At 70.3% G+C, this 16932-nt stretch carries 18 protein-coding genes; 7 read left to right on the forward strand and 11 right to left on the reverse strand.

The features are described from left to right. Positions 1-76 precede the first annotated feature (76 nt). Together ACIPLC_RS28770 and ACIPLC_RS28775 are read right to left on the reverse strand one after the other, a co-directional pair. Positions 77-1861 (reverse strand): serine/threonine-protein kinase, encoded by a 1785-nt coding sequence (locus tag ACIPLC_RS28770; RefSeq protein ID WP_400475928.1) that lies wholly within the window; start codon positions 1859-1861, stop codon positions 77-79. Positions 1862-2006: 145 nt separating this feature from the next. Continuing rightward, entirely contained in the window at positions 2007-3161 is a 1155-nt protein-coding gene (locus ACIPLC_RS28775; protein ID WP_400475929.1) for a hypothetical protein, read from the reverse strand. A gap of 371 nt (positions 3162-3532) precedes the next feature. Between ACIPLC_RS28775 and ACIPLC_RS28780 the strand changes: the two genes are divergently transcribed. From ACIPLC_RS28780 to pip, 5 genes are all read left to right on the forward strand, one after another. Beyond that, complete coding sequence (locus tag ACIPLC_RS28780) at positions 3533-3988, forward strand: hypothetical protein (RefSeq protein WP_400475930.1); 456 nt, start codon at positions 3533-3535, stop codon at positions 3986-3988. Next, positions 3966-4895, forward strand: a complete 930-nt coding sequence (locus tag ACIPLC_RS28785; RefSeq protein ID WP_400475931.1) for a Gfo/Idh/MocA family protein — start codon at positions 3966-3968, stop codon at positions 4893-4895. The genes ACIPLC_RS28780 and ACIPLC_RS28785 overlap by 23 nt, the downstream gene beginning before the upstream one ends. A gap of 300 nt (positions 4896-5195) precedes the next feature. Next, positions 5196-7082 (forward strand): endonuclease/exonuclease/phosphatase family protein, encoded by a 1887-nt coding sequence (locus ACIPLC_RS28790; protein ID WP_400475932.1) that lies wholly within the window; start codon positions 5196-5198, stop codon positions 7080-7082. Positions 7083-7156: 74 nt separating this feature from the next. Beyond that, positions 7157-7669 carry a GNAT family N-acetyltransferase gene (locus ACIPLC_RS28795; protein WP_400475933.1) on the forward strand — a complete coding sequence of 171 codons (513 nt, stop codon included), beginning with the start codon at positions 7157-7159 and terminating at the stop codon, positions 7667-7669. A gap of 234 nt (positions 7670-7903) precedes the next feature. After that, the gene (gene pip / locus ACIPLC_RS28800) at positions 7904-8863 is read left to right on the forward strand and encodes a prolyl aminopeptidase (RefSeq protein WP_400475934.1); all 960 of its coding nucleotides are present in this window, start codon (positions 7904-7906) and stop codon (positions 8861-8863) included. A 594-nt stretch (positions 8864-9457) separates the two neighbouring features. Here pip and ACIPLC_RS28805 read toward each other — a convergent pair. Next, entirely contained in the window at positions 9458-9805 is a 348-nt protein-coding gene (locus ACIPLC_RS28805) for a hypothetical protein (protein WP_400475935.1), read from the reverse strand. 162 nt (positions 9806-9967) lie between these two features. Here ACIPLC_RS28805 and ACIPLC_RS28810 point away from each other — a divergent pair, with 162 nt between their 5' ends. After that, positions 9968-10219, forward strand: a complete 252-nt coding sequence (locus ACIPLC_RS28810) for a GntR family transcriptional regulator (protein ID WP_266272921.1) — start codon at positions 9968-9970, stop codon at positions 10217-10219. Positions 10220-10278: 59 nt separating this feature from the next. Here the strand turns inward: ACIPLC_RS28810 and ACIPLC_RS28815 are convergent, their stop codons facing one another. The 6 genes from ACIPLC_RS28815 to ACIPLC_RS28840 all read right to left on the reverse strand — a co-directional run bounded on the left by ACIPLC_RS28815 (position 10279) and on the right by ACIPLC_RS28840 (position 13937). After that, the gene (locus tag ACIPLC_RS28815; protein WP_400475936.1) at positions 10279-10584 is read right to left on the reverse strand and encodes a DUF6087 family protein; all 306 of its coding nucleotides are present in this window, start codon (positions 10582-10584) and stop codon (positions 10279-10281) included. 32 nt (positions 10585-10616) lie between these two features. After that, the gene (locus ACIPLC_RS28820; protein ID WP_400475937.1) at positions 10617-10886 is read right to left on the reverse strand and encodes a hypothetical protein; all 270 of its coding nucleotides are present in this window, start codon (positions 10884-10886) and stop codon (positions 10617-10619) included. Positions 10887-10907: 21 nt separating this feature from the next. Beyond that, on the reverse strand, positions 10908-11771 hold the full coding sequence (locus ACIPLC_RS28825; RefSeq protein WP_400475938.1) for a JmjC domain-containing protein: 864 nt from the start codon (positions 11769-11771) through the stop codon (positions 10908-10910). Positions 11772-11851: 80 nt separating this feature from the next. Then, positions 11852-12088: a hypothetical protein gene (locus ACIPLC_RS28830; RefSeq protein ID WP_400475939.1), complete on the reverse strand. Its 237-nt coding sequence runs from the start codon at positions 12086-12088 to the stop codon at positions 11852-11854. Between the two features lie 367 nt (positions 12089-12455). Continuing rightward, positions 12456-12971: an NUDIX domain-containing protein gene (locus tag ACIPLC_RS28835; RefSeq protein ID WP_400475940.1), complete on the reverse strand. Its 516-nt coding sequence runs from the start codon at positions 12969-12971 to the stop codon at positions 12456-12458. 624 nt (positions 12972-13595) lie between these two features. Then, positions 13596-13937 carry a hypothetical protein gene (locus ACIPLC_RS28840; RefSeq protein ID WP_400475941.1) on the reverse strand — a complete coding sequence of 114 codons (342 nt, stop codon included), beginning with the start codon at positions 13935-13937 and terminating at the stop codon, positions 13596-13598. Between the two features lie 205 nt (positions 13938-14142). On the opposite strand from ACIPLC_RS28840, the gene ACIPLC_RS28845 reads away from it, so the two are divergent. Further along, on the forward strand, positions 14143-15498 hold the full coding sequence (locus ACIPLC_RS28845) for a transcriptional regulator (protein WP_400475942.1): 1356 nt from the start codon (positions 14143-14145) through the stop codon (positions 15496-15498). A gap of 533 nt (positions 15499-16031) precedes the next feature. Here the strand turns inward: ACIPLC_RS28845 and ACIPLC_RS28850 are convergent. Together ACIPLC_RS28850 and ACIPLC_RS28855 are read right to left on the reverse strand one after the other, a co-directional pair. Continuing rightward, positions 16032-16529, reverse strand: a complete 498-nt coding sequence (locus ACIPLC_RS28850) for a hypothetical protein (RefSeq protein ID WP_400475943.1) — start codon at positions 16527-16529, stop codon at positions 16032-16034. 2 nt (positions 16530-16531) lie between these two features. After that, positions 16532-16780 (reverse strand): hypothetical protein, encoded by a 249-nt coding sequence (locus ACIPLC_RS28855; RefSeq protein WP_400475944.1) that lies wholly within the window; start codon positions 16778-16780, stop codon positions 16532-16534. Between the last annotated feature and the right edge of the window lie 152 nt (positions 16781-16932).

Raw genomic sequence — 16932 nt, forward strand, 5'->3', positions numbered from 1 at the left:
GTTCCTCAAGCAGCGGCCGAAGGCTGCGGCGCGGGCGGTGGCCGGGCTGTGGGGGTGGCCGGGCCGTGGGGGTGGCCTACTCCACGATCAGGTACCGCTGCGCGCTCGCCCCGCTGGCGCAGGCCCCGCCGTCGCAGCCGCCCTTGGCCTCGGTGAACGCGCTCCAGACGTAGATCCCGGGCGAGGGCGGGGTGTACAGGTAGGTCGACGCGTCCTGCCAGGGCATGTTCTGCCAGGTCCCGTCGGGCGACAGCACCGAGGGGTGGGAGGCGAAGCCGTTCGCCGTCCAGCTCAGCGAGACCGGCTGGCCGGCCTTGGCCACGGCCTGGTCCGCCGGGGCCAGCAGGCGGGGGACGGCCGGGGCGTCCTGCCCGGGGTCGGGCGTCGAGGAGCTCTTCGCCCTGACGAACAGGAACCGGTCCTCGGACCACGCGCTGCCGGCCTGTCCCTCGGCGGCGTTCGCGGTGCTCGCCTCCCACCGGTACAGCCCGGTGGCGGTGGGTGTGAACGTGCAGGCGGCGGTGCTCAGCCAGGCGGTGTAGCGGGGGGCGTCGTCGCCCAGCCCGGTGAAGACGCGCGACGCCGCGGCGGCGTGGTCCCAGCTGAGCGTGACCGACTGGCCGAGCTCGATGACCGTCCGGTCGGCGGGCCCGGTGGGCGCGGGCGGGTGCGGAGTCCCCGCGGGCACGCTGGTCACCCTGGTCGGGGGCGAGGAGCCGGCCGGGGTGCCACCGGACGGGAAGCAGTCCGGCGGCCCGGAGCCGCCGGTTATCACGAAGAGCCGGACGCAGACGGCGGCGGCGACGAGCACGAGGGCGAGCGGCACCGGCAGCCAGCGGAGCCGGCGCTTCCCGCCACCGGGCGGCGGTGCGTCGGGAGCCTGCTGGACCTCGGTGATCGCCGTACGGGTGCGGTCGTTCGGCTCGTTCGGCTCGTTCGGCGGTCCGTTCGGCGGTCCGAGCGGCGGCGGTCCGACCGGCGGAGCGTCCCCCGGGATCCCGGCCACGACCGGAGCCGCCCGCCGCTGCGCCGGAAGCCACGCCCCGGCGGGCGCGTCGTGCGCGGCCGGCCCGAACAGGTCCAGCAACTCGGCGGGGGTGGGCCGGTCGGCGGGATCGCGCGCCAGGCAGGCGGCGATCGCCGGGCGCAGGGCCTGCGGGACGCCGCCGAGGTCCGGCTCGGTGTGCATGACCCGGTAGAGCATCACCTGCGCTCCACCGCGCCCGAACGGCGCGCACCCGGCAGCGTGGCAGAGCACGTGGCCGAGGCTGAACACGTCACAGGCCGGGCCGATCGCGCCACCCGCGATCTGCTCCGGCGCCATGTAGCCGGGCGTGCCGACGACGACCTGGGTCCGGGTGATCGCGGTCCCGTCCAGCGCGCGGGCGATCCCGAAGTCGATGACGCGCGGCCCGTCGTCGGCGAGCAGCACGTTCGACGGCTTGAGGTCCCGGTGGATCAGGCCGACGGCGTGGATGGCGTCCAGCGCCTCGGCCAGCCCCGCCCCGAGGACGCGCAACGACGCTTCCGGCAGCGGGCCGTGGGCGGCGACCGCCTCGGCCAGGGACGGCCCCGGAACGTAGGCGGTGACCAGCCACGGCGGGTCGCCGTCCGGGTCGGCGTCGACGACCTGGGCGGTGTGGAACCCGCCGACCCGCCGTACGGCCTCCAGCTCGTGGGCGAAGCGCCGCCGGAACTCCGGGTCGGCGGCGAGCTCCCGGTGCACGCATTTGACGGCGACCAGCCGGCCGCCCGGCGAACGCCCGAGGTACACCACGCCCATCCCGCCGCTGCCCAGGCGCCCGAGCAGCCGGTACCGGCCGCCGACCGTCGTCGGGTCAGTGGCTCGTAACGCCTCCACGACACCCCCGGTGGGCCACCGCGCAGCAGCCGGTCCCGTCGACCGGACCCCCGTGACGAACCCTCGCCTCATCCCAGCGCGTCGCGCGCGGGGCTGTCAATGCCGGCCGCCGAACACTCGGCGACCGGCGCCCCGGCGCGCGGCGTCAGATGCGCAGGGTCCGCAGGAAGCAGCCCGTGGCCGAGTCGCAGCCGGTGACGTAGAGCGAGTGGCCGTCCGGCCCGACGGAGAGGGCGTGCACGCGCCACTCGGGGACGGAGAGGGACACGCTCTGGTCGAACCGGTTCTCGCCCGGCACGAACGTGTACAGCGGGGTGGGGAGCCTGTACTCGGGGCCGCCGAGCAGGTAGACGCGACTGCCGTCGGCGTTCATCGCCGGGTGGTGGTACTCGAAGTAGCCGGAGCCGTACTTCATGAGGTAGCGCACCTTGTCCGTGCCCGTGTCGAGCCCGATGCCCACGGAGTAGGTGCGGACCGACCCGAGCGCGAGCAGGAAGGAGCCGTCCGGGGAGAGCGCCAGCTCGTCCTTGGCCCCGGGGTCGACGACCGTGGTGGTGCCGAGTCCGGTCCCGATGTCGAGGCGCAGCAGGTCGAGGTTGGTGCCCGCGTAGAGGGAGTTGCCGTCGGGCAGGACGGCGAGATCGTTGACCGTGTGGCCGGTGACCGCCGTCTGGTCGATGAACTCCTGGTCGCCGGTGGAGAATTCCAGGATCCGGCCCGGCTCCTCCTGCCCGGCGGGGCCTGAGGGACCGGACTGCCCGACGTAGAGGGTCTCGCCGTCCGGGTCGGTGGCCAGACTGGTCGCCGCGCCCGGGGTCCAGCCCGCCGGGAGCTGCTGCTCCGGCGCGGCGACGCGGGCCTTGACCGTGTTGGTCGCGGTGTCGATGACGTAGACGGCGGAGCCGACTCCGACGTACAGCCGGTGGCCGTCCGGGCTGAGGGCAGGCCGCCCGTAGGGTGCCGGGTCGCCGAGCGGGAGGCGGGCCGTCACCGTGCCGGTCTGCGTGTCGACGGTGGACAGGTACACGCCCTGGCGCCCGCCGACCACGTCCGTCAGCACGAGGTAGACCGTTCGGCCGTCCGGACTGACCGCCTCGGTGACCTTCTCCCAGGTGAATTCCGCGAGCCGGACGGCCCCCGGAACGCCGGAGACGGGGCCGTCGGGATCGCCGGAGGGGGCCGCCCCCGAGGCTCCCGAGGCTCCCGAGACACCCGCCCCACCGAGCAGCAGGGCCACCGCCGTCGCCGCCGAGACGGTCCAGCGGGATCCGCGCCGTAACGCGCTTGCCGGGGTCCTCATCATGTCCTCCCGTTGTCGGCCGGTGTGCCGCGCCGGGCACCGGGTGGATCGAAGCCTAGGGGATTCCATTGCCATGGGATGGAGTAACTATTAAGTGGTGAAGGAGAGTTGGAAGTTCCAGCAGTGGCTGGTGGGGCGAGCCGGGCTTTGCTCGTCGGGATCGTCGTGGAGGGCTTCGCCCTGGATCGGGGCACCCACCGGGAACTGCTCGATCGCCGTGCCTTCCACCGCGAGCCGGCAGGAAGTCAACTGGCGCCCACCACCGGGTGAATTCCTCTCCGTCGAATGAGAGAATCTCCCCGGCCCGCGAATTCCGGCCCGTGAATTCCGTTCCGGAAGGCCGGAGTTACGACCCACCAGAGGAATCGCAGATGACCGACCTGCCGGCGCCCGCCCCCTTCACGACCGAGGACACCCTGTTCGGCGAGATCACCGTCCGCATCGACGGCCAGGACCGGGTGACCGTCTCCGGGGAGCGGATCCCCACCGCCGTCCTGGAGCGTGACCCGGGCAGCGAGCCGGACCCGCAGATCGCCATCGGCACCCGCGACACCGCCCACCTGACGCTGACCGTCGACGGCTCGCCGGCGCCCCCGCCCGCCCCGCCGACGCCGCGATCGGGTACGTCCTCGCCTCCGCCTTCGGCACGGGCGGGCAGCCCACCTGGATGCTGGTGGTCGAAGGGGTCGGCGCCCTCATCCCCTGAGCCGCCGGGCCGGTCGCTCGCCGGCCCGGCGCCGTTGTGCGGGAGCGGGCGAATAAGGTGGGGCGGATGGTTTTCGGCGCATGAGCATGGAGATTCGTATGAGCTCGACCTCTGTTCCTGACGGCCTGCTCCCGGTCGGGGTGATCGGTCTCGGTGACATCGCGCAGAAGGCGTATCTGCCGGTCCTGGGCGGGTTGCCGGCGCTGGACCTGCGGTTGATGACCAGGGACGGGGCGAAGCTGGACCGGATCGGTGACGCGCACCGGATTGCGCCGGCGAATCGCTTCACCGATCTCGGGGAGTTGATCGGGAGCGGGATCCGGGCGGCGTTCGTGCACGCCGCGACCAGCCAGCACGTTCCGATCGTGGAGCAGCTGCTGACGGCCGGTGTCGACGTCTACGTCGACAAGCCGCTCGACTACACCGTCGACGGTGCCCGCCGGCTCGTCGACCTCGCCGACCGGACGGGCCGCTCGCTGATGGTCGGCTTCAACCGCCGGCACGCGCCCGGCTACGCCCAGGCCAAGGAGCGCCCCCGCGACCTGATCGTCCTGCAGAAGAACCGCGAGGGCCTCGCCGAGGCCGCCCGCTCCCTGGTGTTCGACGACTTCATCCACGTCGTCGACACCCTGCGCTTCCTGGCCCCCGGCGAGATCGAGCACGTCGACGTCCGCGCCCGCGTCCGGGACGGGCTGGTCGAGCACGTCGTCCTGACCCTCGGCGGGGACGGCTTCACGGCGCTCGGCATCATGAACCGGCTCTCCGGCTCGACGGAGGAGATCCTGGAGGTCTCCGGCGCCGACTCCAAGCGGGCGGTGCACAACCTCGCCGAGGTGATCGACCACCGCGGCCAGCCCACCGTCCGCCGGCGTGGTGACTGGGTGTCCGTCGCCCGCCAGCGCGGCATCGAGCAGTGCGTGCTGTCCTTCCTGGACGCCGTCCGGGCCGGCAAGACCCTGGACGCGCACGACGCCCTGCGCACCCACGAGCTGTGCGAGCTGATCGTGGAGCGGATCGAGGCGGGCTGAGCGGAAGCCGGGGCGGGTCGAGGGGAGCGGGGTAGGAGCAGGGGCCGGGGCGGAACCAGAAGTTCACTGACGGGGTCTTGTCGCGTCATTTTCTACGCGCGTATCTTGGGGGCGCTGCGGGGGGCGGGTGACCGGCTTCCGCTTCCTCTACGCGGGTAGTGCGTGCCGTAGGCGCGCCGCCTGACCACACGTCACGGCCCGGCGGCCGCAGATCCGCCGGGTGGACGCCCCGTGCCCCGCCCCACCCTCGACCGCCGTGCCACGACCGTGCCGCACGACGGAGCTAGGAGTCATGCCCCGGTGACCACCGCCCCCGCTCCCCGCCCCCGCCGGGCCCTGCTGCGCGCCGCGATCCTCCCGGCCGGCCTGGCCGCCTCGCTGGTGCTCGTCCCGCTGCCGGCCGCGAACGCCGCCCCCGCCGCCGCGCCCACCGCCGCCCCGGCCGGGCCGACCGAGGCCGGACCGCTGCGCATCCACGACATCCAGGGCACCACCCGGATCTCCCCGCAGGCCGGGAAGCCCGTCACCGGCGTGCCCGGCGTCGTCACCGGCGTGCGCGCGTACGGCAGCGCCAAGGGCTTCTGGATGCAGGACCCGAACCCCGACGCCGACCCGGCCACCAGCGAGGGCGTCTTCGTCTACACCGGCGGCAACCCGACCGTGAAGGCCGGCGACGCGGTCCTGGTCAGCGGCAAGGTCACCGAGTACTACCCGAACTTCGCGGGCGGCTCGCAGTCCGTCACCGAGCTCACCGGCCCCGCCGTCACCGTGCTCTCCTCCGGCAACCCGCTGCCGGCCCCGGTGGTCGTGGACACCCGCAACATCCCCGGCACCTACGCCCCGCTGGCGCCCGCGGGCGCCAGCATCGACGCGCTGCCGCTCGCCCCGGAGAAGTACGCCCTGGACTTCTACGAGTCGCTGGAGGGCATGCTCGTCCAGGTCAAGGACGTCCGGGTGGTACAGGCCACGGACAAGTACAACGAGCTGTGGGTCGCCGCCGACCGGCAGGACCAGCGCAGCAAGCGCGGCGGCGTGCTGTACGAGTCGTACGCGGAGCCCAACGTGGGCCGCCTGATGGTGCAGCAGCAGGCGGCGGTCACCCCGCAGCAGCCGTTCCCGGTGGCCAACGTGGGCGACGTGCTGACCGGCACCACCACCGGCCCGCTGGACTACAACCAGTTCGGTGGCTACACCCTCGTCGCTGGCACCCTGGGCACGCTCCAGGACAACCACCTCCAGCGCGAGGTCACCGCGAAGCCGGCCGACCGCGAACTCGCCATCGCCACCTACAACGTGGAGAACCTGGCCCCCGGCAACCCGGACGCCAAGTTCGCCGAGCTGGCCCAGGGCATCGTCACCAACCTGCGCTCGCCCGACATCGTCGCCCTGGAGGAGATCCAGGACGACAACGGCGCCAAGAACGACGGCACGGTCGGCGCGAGCCAGACCGTCGCCAAGTTCATCGCCGCGATCAAGGCGGCCGGCGGCCCGGCGTACGACTGGCGCTCGATCGACCCGCAGGACGGCAAGGACGGCGGCGAGCCGGGCGGCAACATCCGGCAGGTGTTCCTGTTCAACCCGCAGCGGGTGTCCTTCACCGACATCCCCGGCGGCGCCGCCACCAGCGCCGTGGACGTCTCCGGCAGCGGCGCCACCACCGCGCTGACCGCCTCGCCCGGCCGGATCGCCCCGACCGACGACGCGTGGACCAACAGCCGCAAGCCGCTGGTCGGGCAGTTCTCCTTCCGCGGCAAGAAGGTCTTCGTCATCGCCAACCACTTCAACAGCAAGGGCGGCGACCAGGGCATCGACAGCCGCTTCCAGGCCCCGACCCGCAGCTCCGAGGTGCAGCGGGTCAAGCAGGCCACCGTCGAGCAGGCCTTCGTCGCCAAGCTGCTGGCCGCCGACCAGGAGGCGCGCGTCGTCTCGCTCGGCGACTTCAACGACTACCAGTTCTCGCCCGCGCTGGCCGCGCTCACCAAGGACGGCGTGCTGCGCGACCTGGTGAACGAACTGCCGGAGACCGAGCAGTACTCCTACGTCTACCAGGGCAACTCCCAGGTGCTGGACCACATCCTGGTCAGCCCCGAGGTCGGCTACGCCAAGTACGACGTGGTGCACATCAACGCCGAGTTCGCCCAGCAGGCCAGCGACCACGACCCGCAGGTGGTCCGCATCAAGCCCTGACCTGCGGCTATGCTGCCTTCGCCGGAGGTGATCGCCACCGGCGAAGGCAGCGACGGCGGTGGGGGTCGGAGAGCATGCGGTACCGGATCGAGCGGATGGGGGCCGAGGACTGGCAGCGCCTGCGAAAGGTGCGGCTGGCCCAGCTCCTCGACTTCCCGATGGCGTTCGGCGAGACCCACGGGACCGCGCAGGCCCTGGGCGAGGCCGACTGGCGGTCCCGGGCGGCCCGGCTGAACGAGCCGGGCAGCGTCGGCCTGGTGGCCGTCGACCCGGACGACGAATGGGTCGGGACGATGCTCTCCGTCCCCGACGGGGAACAGGCCGCGACCGCCGTCCTGATCGGCGTCTGGGTGGCCCCGGAACACCGCGGCCGCGACCGCGGCGTGACGGACGCCCTGCTGGACGCCGTCACCGACTGGGCCCGCACCGAGGGCGGCGCCAAGCGGATGCTGCTCGGCGTGCACGAGGCGAACGCCCGGGCCGCCGCCTTCTACCTGCGCCGAGGCTTCACCTACACCGGCGGGGAGACCCCCTACCGGCTCGACCCGCAGGCCCGCATCCTGGAGATGGCCCTCCCGCTGGACTGAGCACCTTCGTCGCCGGTCTATGCAGCCGTGCCCTGGCCGCCGGCTGGGTCACGCGGATCGGCACGACCCGGGCGCTCGCCGTGACCGCCGCAGGCCGCCGGGCCCGGCATGACCACCTGGGCCTGCCGCCGGCCGACCTCTGATCCTCGGGTCGGCTCAACGTCCACGCGCACAGCGCAGGTTGGAAGAAAATCACGGGCCTGGACCCAGGCGCACGACCTAGGATCGACGGTCATGGTTGATCTCTATCCTCCGACAAGCCCCTACGGCCACGGTTTCCTCGATACCGGAGACGGCAACCGGATCTACTACGAGCAGCTCGGCAACCCCGAGGGCAAGCCCGTCCTGTACGTCCACGGCGGCCCCGGGGCGGGGACGCCTGCGCGGCCCACCAGGGCGTGGGACCCGGAGTGCTACCGCGTGATCCGCTACGACCAGCGCAACTGCGGTCGCAGCACCCCGCACGCCAGCGACCCGGCGGCGGACATGAGCCTGAACACCACGCAGCACCTGATCGACGACATGGAGCGGCTGCGCGAACACCTCGGTGTCGAACGGTGGTTGCTGAACGGCGCCTCCTGGGGTTCGACGCTCCTGCTGGCCTACGCGCAGCAGCATCCCGAGCGGGTCACCGAGATCATCATCCAGGCGGTGACGACCACCAGCCCGGCCGAGATGGACTGGCTCTACCGGGGTGCCGGGCGCTTCTACCCCGAGGCGTGGGACCGGTTCCGCGAGGGCGTGCCCGAGGACGAGCGGGACGGCGACCTGCTCGCGGCCTACGCGCGGCTGATGGAGCACCCCGACCGGGCGGTCCGGGAGAAGGCCGCCGCCGACTGGCTGACCTGGGAGGACGCCGTCATCTCGGGCGAGCCTAACGGCGTGCCCGGCATGTACAGCGACCGGGAGGTCGACGAGCAGATCGCGTTCGTCCGGATCTGCGCCCACTTCTTCAGCAACGGCGGGTGGCTGGAGGAGGACCAACTGCTGCGCAACGCCCACAAGCTGGCCGGGATCCCGGCGGTGCTGGTGCACGGCCGGCACGACATGGGCGGCCCGGTGCAGACGGCGTGGGAGCTGGCGAAGGCGTGGCCGGGCGCGCGGCTGCACATCTTCGAGGACTCGGGGCACATCGGGAGCGAGGCGATGAAGGAGAAGGTCCGGGCGGCGATCGAGGAGTTCAAGCACCGCTGATCCCCGGGGGCCGGTTCGGCGGGCGACGAGCGCCGAAGGTGGCCGGGTCAGCCGGTGGGAAGACAGCGGCTTCCCCGAAGCGGGAGCGAATTCGCTCGAACCACCGGATTCCGCAGGTGAACGCACGGCCCTCCGGGTCGGCCAGGTACGTCCACGGCACTCCCCCCGGCCCCACGTGGGGCCGGGGGGAGTGGAGAGGCCTTCAGAGCGCGGCGAGGCGGCTCTTGAGCAGGCAGAACTCGTTGCCTTCCGGGTCTCCGGAGAGGTGATGTTAGGGGTTCTACGGCAGGGCCGAGAGTGCCTCGTCCGGATCGGCTCCGGACGGGGCGAGGGGGTACTACTGCGAGCAGTCCAGCGAGCACGCCCACAGGGTGTACCCGGGGCCGCTAGCGGCTTCCTGGTGGCCCACGGGGACCGGCTTCGGGGCGGGCCTCTTGCAGCGGACACAGCGCACGGGAGTGAGGCGGGGCCACGTCTCGCGGAGCCGGTTCGAGTGGTCGCCCCCGTGAAACGGCTTACGGTTGCACGGGGCTCCGTCGTACTTCCCGGGACGGGGGTCGCCGCACGTGGGCTTCTCCATGGCAGCGAAGGTCATCACGCCACCGCCCCGGCGAGGGTGTGCGCACCAGGGAACGTGTATCCGGGGTCCGGTTCTCCCATCACGACTGCCCGAAGTGCGTCGCGCCGCGCGCGCTGCTGCTCCCGCTCCTCGAACTCGCGTTGCATGGCGTCCAGCTCGGCCAACCAGGCGTTGCGGTCGACGTAGGGGCGCACCAGGGCGCTTACAAACGGGGCTTCGTAGTCGGCTCGCCGGGTGATGGCTGGGGCAGCCACAGCCGCGGGGATGGGCTTCGGCTCGGCCGAGACGGCACGGTGCTGCCCGCGAGCCGGCAGGACCAGGCGCAGGAAGGCGCGCAGGGCGAGGGCGATAAGGTGTCGCATGTTCGTTCAGCTCCCAATTAGCTGTCGGGCACTCGACCCCCGGAGCCGGTCCTAAGCGGCGCCGGGGGTTCTTTCGGCTTCGAAGGTAAGGCAACTCCTCTACCCTCGTCTACCTACGTGTGCGCATAGCTCGGGATGTGGCTCGTTGTCTACCCTTGGCCCATGGCCTCGGAAATCGACTACGACGCACCCACCCCGCCGTACCAGCAGATTGCGGCGGAGATCATCCGCGACATTGAGTCCGGGGCTCTCGCGGTGAACCGTCCGATCCCGTCCGAGTCGGCACTGATCCAGCGGTGGGGCGTGGCTCGGGACACGGCCCGTCGAGCGGTCCGGCATCTGCGCGAAGGCGGGTACGTCTACACCGTGCCGCAGCGCGGGACGTACGTGGCCGAGCGGACCCCCGAAAAGTAGAAGGCCCCGCCCTGCCAGAGCTCACCAGCGGGACGGGGCCGAGGGGTGGGAGGCGACTGTCAGGCTTTGCGATGCCGCCCGCTACCTTTGCGGAGTAGCGCAACGGGGGTGTCAGCCTGCGGAGGGGCAAACCCGTCCCCCCGTCGAACAATCATCGGATAGGCATCGGCGTAGGTATCGGCCACGGCGACCGGCTGCCACTCCCGTCCGTCCCACTCCACCACCAGGCGTGGTGTGTCCTGGAACAGGTTTCCTCGCCGGATTTCTGCGTCGAGGATCAGTGCGTCCCGGGTGCCCGGCGGTCGGTTGCAGGCGGCACGCGCGGCGTACCACTCGGACACGGACTCGTCGTCGGGGTCGAGCACGGCTGATCCTCTCGCGCGGCGTCTCTCCGAGGTTATCGGCCGGTGTCGTCTGGCGGGATAGTCCCGGGCCAACCGAACAGTCCGAGGATCGGCCGGTTCCGCAGCGCTTCGGCGTACTCGGTTGAGCTATCGAACTCCCGAAAGTTGGTGATCGGGTCGTCCGCCGCGTGCAGCATGGCGAGGGCGCAGGTAAGACAGAAATCTTGGCCGGTGTCGAGATCCCGCAGGTTGGCGTAACGCTGGCAGCCGGACCACTGACACATCCGGCGATGCCTGCCCCCGGCCTGTTGCTTCCGCGCCATGCTGTACGGTCCTCGGCCCTTCTACTTCGGTTCCTGGTTGAGTACCGAGAGACGCTGTGCAGACCGCAGACGGAGCGCGGACGGTTCCTCGGGCTGCACCGCCAACCACTGTCCGAGCAGTCCGCGTACCTCGCCAGCGAGGGCCAGGAAGTCACGGCCGCCGAGGTTCGGGGGCAGGGCGTCGCGCAGTTCCTCGCTGTCCTCGGCCAGGTCGACCAGCTTCCGCAACGCCCAATGCCGGGTGAGGAGTTGCACGCCGAACGTGATGTGCAAGCTGTGTTCCGTCGCGGTGCTCTGTCCCGCGTGGACCCACCCCCGGGGGATGAACAGTACTTGTCCCGCCCGCAACGTGGTCTCGAAGTCCGGGGCGTCCGTCTCGAATCGGGCCTTGTCGGCAGGGTCGAACCCGATCTTCGACCAGTTGTGGTGCTCCAGGGGGTTGACGAAGGTCGGGGCGAACAGGCGCCAAACCTTCGCGCCCTCGGTCTGCACGATGAACACGTGATGGCAATCCCAGTGCCACCCGAAGCCCTTCGCCCGACCGGCCGGAGTGAGGTAGAAATTCCCGGTCACTGGGTGGCCGAGCATGGATGAGAGTTCCTTGCAGAACGTCACGATCGGCGGGTAGCTGCGGTGCAAGCCGTTGAGAACCAGGGTGTCGGTCGGGTGGTCGGCGGACGGGCGTTCGGCGGTCAGCACGCCGTCACGGACCATGCCGAACCCGCCGGGGCGGATATCCGGGTCGTCCAGGATTTCCCGGGCTGCCTGCCGGCTGCCGAGGCGTTGCAGGTCGGCCGTATCCCGGGTGTAGACCGTCGGGACCGAGGGCCACGCCGTCCGGAAGGCGTCCGGGTCGTCAACCAGCCGTGCAAGTGCGGTTTCCACGATCGCGCTCCATTGCTCGTAGGGTGGAGAGCGGCGACCGCCCCAATTGAGGTGGGGCGGTCGCCGTCCTTCGGGGACTGTTAGCCGATCAGGCTGTCGTACTGGCCGTTCGCGAAGGCATCGCGGAGCTTGCGCAGCTCACCGGGGGTACCGGTGATCACGACGCCGTCGTTGTTGATGTTGGCGAGGGCGACCAGGCCGTTACCGGCGTCGGCGATGGCGAAGCACTCCACCTTGTCGTCCAGGTGGGAGTCACGGGCCACCGACCAGTTCAGGCCGGGGTGCGAGGCCGGGTCGAACTCCATGGGCTTGCTCATGTGCGTTCCTCCTCTTGTCGAAGGGGTACGGCGGGTGCCGCGCCCCTCGGTGGTACTGCCGCTGCGCCATGGGGCGTAGCGGGTGGTGCCCCGTCCCGGCGGCGATTCCCTTTCCGTCCGCCGGGACGGGAGTTTGGGGCGGGGCGCCGGAACGGCACTGCCTCGCCGGATTTGGTGCGCCCGAGGGGGACCACCAGCGGGTCACCGGGGAACAGGTCGGCCCACGGTTCGCGGAGAATCGCGCCGTACCGGCCGCAGGTCTCGCAGTGCCATACCGGACCGTCCGGACCGTTCGCGGGCACCTCGGCGAACGGGGTTACCTTGAACCGGTGTTGGGGCCCTTCGGGGCACTCTGGTGGACTTTCGGTCACGCGGCGGTGTGAACTCCCGCGGGCTCGCCGATGAACAGCAGCGGCAGCCTGTGACCGAACCTGCGGGCGTCGAGCGCGAAGCCGATGCGGTCGGCCTGGTACTTGGCGAGCTTGCCGGCGAACTGTTCCGGCTTGATCCACACCAGCTCTCGGATCTCGTCGTCCGCCCTCGCCGGGATGGACAGGCCCTCGGCCTCTTCGGCGGTCAGCACCCCGCCGTCCACCACAACGTTCAACCCCTCGTTGGCGCCGGTCGCCTCGTTCGCTTCCATCTGGTCGACCGCGAGGGCGTGCGTCAGGGTCCGGCGCAGCCCGGTTTCCTCCAGCAGCTCCCGCGCGGCGGCGTCGGCGATCTTCTCGCCCGCGCGGGCACCGCCACCGGGCAGGATCGGCCGGTCCTTGTACGTGGTCTGCACCGTGAGCACGGCCCCGGTGTCCTCGCGGGTGATCAGCACCACGCATCCGAGGCGGCGCCGGGGCTGCTTGTCGTGCTGAATTTCTTTGTGCGTCAAGGGAGTTCCCCACTTGAGTAGTAATCGAGAAGACCCCGCCCCGGTCGTCCGTGCGTCCACTCTCACGTCACCGGGGCGGGGGCTGTGCAACCCGCCGGTTCAGTGGGCCGACGGGAGTTCTAAGCGGCGAGGGCCGCGGGATTGAGCTGTGCCAGCGCTCGGCGACGTGCCATCGCCCCCGACCAGGCCGCCAACTTCGCTCCCCGGTCGCGCCGTTGGACGTACCGCCGGTGGTGCTCGCAGCAGACGGTCATCCGGCCTCGGCGGGCCGTCGACTCGATCTCGGTCACGTCCCGCTCGATTCCGCACGGAAAGCACCAACCGGGCGACCAGGTCAGCCCGAGGGGGTACGCCGGTATCTTGCCGCTCACAGTCCGGCCCGCCGTTTCGTGGCGGAGCGGCACAGTATGGCTTGGACCCGAGCGCGTGCCCGTCTTCGCCGCTGCCATCCCTCGACCCACTCGGGGCCGAACGAGACACCGATCAACGCGAGCGCCAGGGCGACGAACGACCACACCCACTTGCGCCCGTCATCCGGGTCCGCCAGGGCGACACCGAGGGCGATACCGGCGGGTCCGCCACCGACCCCGAGCACCAGGACGCCCGTTACCAGCGTCGCGCGAGTCACCTCGGTTCCACCTTCGGCACCATGACCATGGGCACATCGGCCACCAGGCGGAACGTGCGGTGATCGGCGTCGTGCTGCCACTCGTGAATCCGAGCCCACTCGTACATGGCGGCCGTGGTGGGCATGGGGCCAGATTCGGCGCCGCATACCGTGCCGTCTTCCGCTTCGGACTTGCACACCAGCACGTAGACCGCGGGGGGCAGGTCGGGCGCGTCATCCTGGCGGAGCGTCCAGTCACCGTGCCGGGTGGTCGTCTCGTTCTTGGACCGCCGAGGGCGACAGTCCGAGTGCGCCGGGGTCCACAGTGCGGGCCGCTCGGCCGTGGGGATCTCAGTCATCAGCCAACCCTCTTGTTGCTCTTGCCTGCCTGCGTTGCTTCCCGGTGAGGCGGGAGAGCACGGAGCCATTCACGGACGCACCCCCATGGTCGTTGGGCTGTGAACCTGCTGTAATCAGCCAACGGCACAGCGTGTGCCCCCGGTAGTCTCAAGAGGGGTGTCGAACCCTGTCGCTTGGGGCGCGCGAGGAAGACAGGTGAGGACCGTGAAGCAACCGAACCATGCGCTGGCTCGCATGCTCGACCGCTCAGGCATGAGCAAGGGAGAGTTAGCGCGGCGGGTACAGGCACGGGCCGCTAAGTACGGTCTCCGGCAAGTCAATCCGGACACCACCGGGGTACGCCGCTGGCTGGATGGGGAACAGCCCCGGAGCCCCATGCCGAGCATCATCGGCGACGTGTTCTCAGCGCACTTCGGCTACCGGGTCACCACGTATGACCTTGGCTTAGGTGAGTCGCCGGACCTTGACCGGCCACTGGTCTACCCCGCATCGTTCGGAGAAGCGGTTGAAGCTGTATCCGAGCTGGGGAGAGCGGACGTGGATCGCAGGCAGGTACTTGCAGGGCTGCCGTTTGTAGCCCTCGCCGGCACGGGGCCGTCCCGAGACTGGTTGCTCGGGACACTGGACCAGGACCAGGACCCGGATCCGGGTCCGCGCGTCCGCTTCGAAGACGTGACCAGCGTCAAGAACATGTTCGCGTCATTCCAGAACATGGACGTGATGCAAGGGGGTGGTTCCGGCCGACTGGTGCTCACCGAGTACATGAACCAGCACGTGTACCCGCTTCTCCGCCGGACGTACGCCGAAGACGTGCGGCGGGCCCTGTGTGCGGCAGCAGCCGAGCAGACGTATCTACTGGGTTGGATGGCGTATGACGACGGCGAGCACGGCACCGCACAGAGGTATCTGATCCAGGCCCTTCGTCTCGCCGAGGAATCGCGGGATGCCGCGCTTGGGGCTCACGTCCTCGCAGGGATGGCGGACCAGGCCACATTGCAGGGCGATCCCCTCGAAGGGCGTCGGCTTGCGCAGGCGGGGCGGCACGGACTAGCGCGAGCCGATTCCCCAGCGTGCTTGGCGGATCTTTGGGCACTTGAAGCACGGGCCCTCGCCGTGCTTGGGGACGGGAAGGCAACAGCCCACGCGGTAGGCGAGTCGGAGCGGGCGTTCACCCAAGTCACCCCGAGCACCGAACCGGAGTGGGCGAAGTTCATCGACGGGGCGTACCTGCACGGGGAGTACGCGAACGCATTCCGGGATCTCAACCAGCCAGACAACGCAACTGAGCACGCACAGCGCTCAATTGACTATGCCCGCCGCCAGGGACGGGCGCGGCGCGGCGCTCTCTCACAGGCGGCCCTAGCCGTTTCGCACCTCCAGCGAAACGACCTCGAAGCCGCTCACGCTGCGGGGGTCCGGGCAATCAGCTTGTCTCGACAGGTGCAATCGAGTCGTAGCGTCGAAGCGGTGCAGGATCTACAGAAGCGCATGATGCCGTTCGGCTCACATCGGCTGGTGGCCGACTTCAACGAACGGGCGCGCGTACTACTCGCCGCGTAGTCGAGCCCGCCGAGGCCGCGAACTCCTGAAAGGTGCAACGCAAAAATGGCCCCACACCCACCGTCCGCTAGGGAAGGGAGTGTGGGGCCATTGATGACTGATCCTGAAGACCAGAATCGCCATCGGGCATTTCTGCCTCCATGAAAACGCCCGATTTAGCCATCGGATTCTTTTCCCTCCCTGCCGCGCTCTTGGCAGCAACAGGGGAGGCCCCCGGGTGGGGTGGGCGCGTGACTGCAACCCTGTGCAGGCGATCACACACCAGAACTGCGCCTCATGCCGAAGCAGTCGGAGGGACGATCGGTGGGTTGATCGGATCGCCGTTCGGCTGCCGCGGTGTCACGTCGACGGCCAGCAGCCGGCCAGGGTCGCGGGGGTCGCGCATCGGTTGGACACCTCGTGGCATTGGCGCCCCACCGTTGGTCACTGGCAGGCCAGTTGGAGCATCCGACCACACGGGCCTTCCCTGCGCGTCCCGGGGGAAGTACGGATAGGTGCTGTCCGGGCCGGGGTCAAGTGCGTCAACGGCCATGTCAGTCCGTCGCTTCTATGTAGGCGGTCCGCTTGGCGTCCAGTTCCTCGGCGTAGTCCTCGGCAATCGCGGTGGCCATGCGCTCGGTGGTCTCGATCAGGTCCTCCATCAGGCGCAGGTCATATATGCGTGGCTCCGGCACGGTGCCCGGCTGGCCGGTGGCGGACTGGGCGCGCTGGGCAGCGTGCATGATCTTCTCTCGCTTGTATCGCTCGGCCCGGGACGCCATGTAGGCCATGAACCACGGTTCCTTGGCCAGTAGTTCGGCGAACCGATCCCGGTGGGCCTTGTCTGCGTCGCTGGCCTGCTGTGCGCGCTCACGCCACGAAGCGGCGAACGCGCGGTCATACTCGGCGGCTCGCTCGGCACGACGGGCCTGTTCGGCCTCCTCGGCGACCGCCAGGGCGGCCTCGGCCTCGGCGAGCGGAGCCGTGAACTTGTCGGCCTGGGCGCGCAGCTTGGCGAGCTTTTCGGCAGCCTTGGAAACGTCAGGGTTCACGGTCAGACCTCACGATTAGTGGGAGCGGAAACATTGCGGCCGAGCTGCACAGCGGCAGCCTTTGCGATCTCGTAGTGGCCGAGTGAAATTCGGGAGAGCGGGTTCAGCTGGTCGTACTGCTCGGGACGGTCGCGCTTCAGCTCGGCAAGGTGCTCCATCGTGGAGTCGTATTGGAACGAGTCAGCGCGCAGACGGAGCTTCGCGGTCGCCCGGTCCTCGTACGTGTAGGTGTAACTGCCAGGGTTACTCACGGTGCTACCTCCGGTGGGCCGCCTGTCGACGGCACGAAGAAGCCCCCGCCCGCGGGTTGGCGGGTTCTATTGATCCCCGCAACACCCTGGAGTTCAGGGAGTTGCGGGGATCGTGGATTTCGAGGTGCTGAAGGCGAGGTTCTTCGAGGCGC

The sequence above is a fragment of the Kitasatospora sp. NPDC086801 genome, from assembly GCF_044745805.1.
Lineage (GTDB): Bacteria > Actinomycetota > Actinomycetes > Streptomycetales > Streptomycetaceae > Kitasatospora.

Coding starts and splice junctions, on each gene's coding strand:
- ACIPLC_RS28775 (WP_400475929.1), bottom strand. CDS start 3,161: ATGAGGACCCCGGCAAGCGCGTTACGGCGCGGATCCCGCTGGACCGTC.
- ACIPLC_RS28780 (WP_400475930.1), top strand. CDS start 3,533: ATGACCGACCTGCCGGCGCCCGCCCCCTTCACGACCGAGGACACCCTG.
- ACIPLC_RS28785 (WP_400475931.1), top strand. CDS start 3,966: ATGAGCTCGACCTCTGTTCCTGACGGCCTGCTCCCGGTCGGGGTGATC.
- ACIPLC_RS28795 (WP_400475933.1), top strand. CDS start 7,157: ATGCGGTACCGGATCGAGCGGATGGGGGCCGAGGACTGGCAGCGCCTG.
- pip (WP_400475934.1), top strand. CDS start 7,904: ATGGTTGATCTCTATCCTCCGACAAGCCCCTACGGCCACGGTTTCCTC.
- ACIPLC_RS28805 (WP_400475935.1), bottom strand. CDS start 9,805: ATGCGACACCTTATCGCCCTCGCCCTGCGCGCCTTCCTGCGCCTGGTC.
- ACIPLC_RS28810 (WP_266272921.1), top strand. CDS start 9,968: ATGGCCTCGGAAATCGACTACGACGCACCCACCCCGCCGTACCAGCAG.
- ACIPLC_RS28820 (WP_400475937.1), bottom strand. CDS start 10,886: ATGGCGCGGAAGCAACAGGCCGGGGGCAGGCATCGCCGGATGTGTCAG.
- ACIPLC_RS28830 (WP_400475939.1), bottom strand. CDS start 12,088: ATGAGCAAGCCCATGGAGTTCGACCCGGCCTCGCACCCCGGCCTGAAC.
- ACIPLC_RS28840 (WP_400475941.1), bottom strand. CDS start 13,937: ATGACTGAGATCCCCACGGCCGAGCGGCCCGCACTGTGGACCCCGGCG.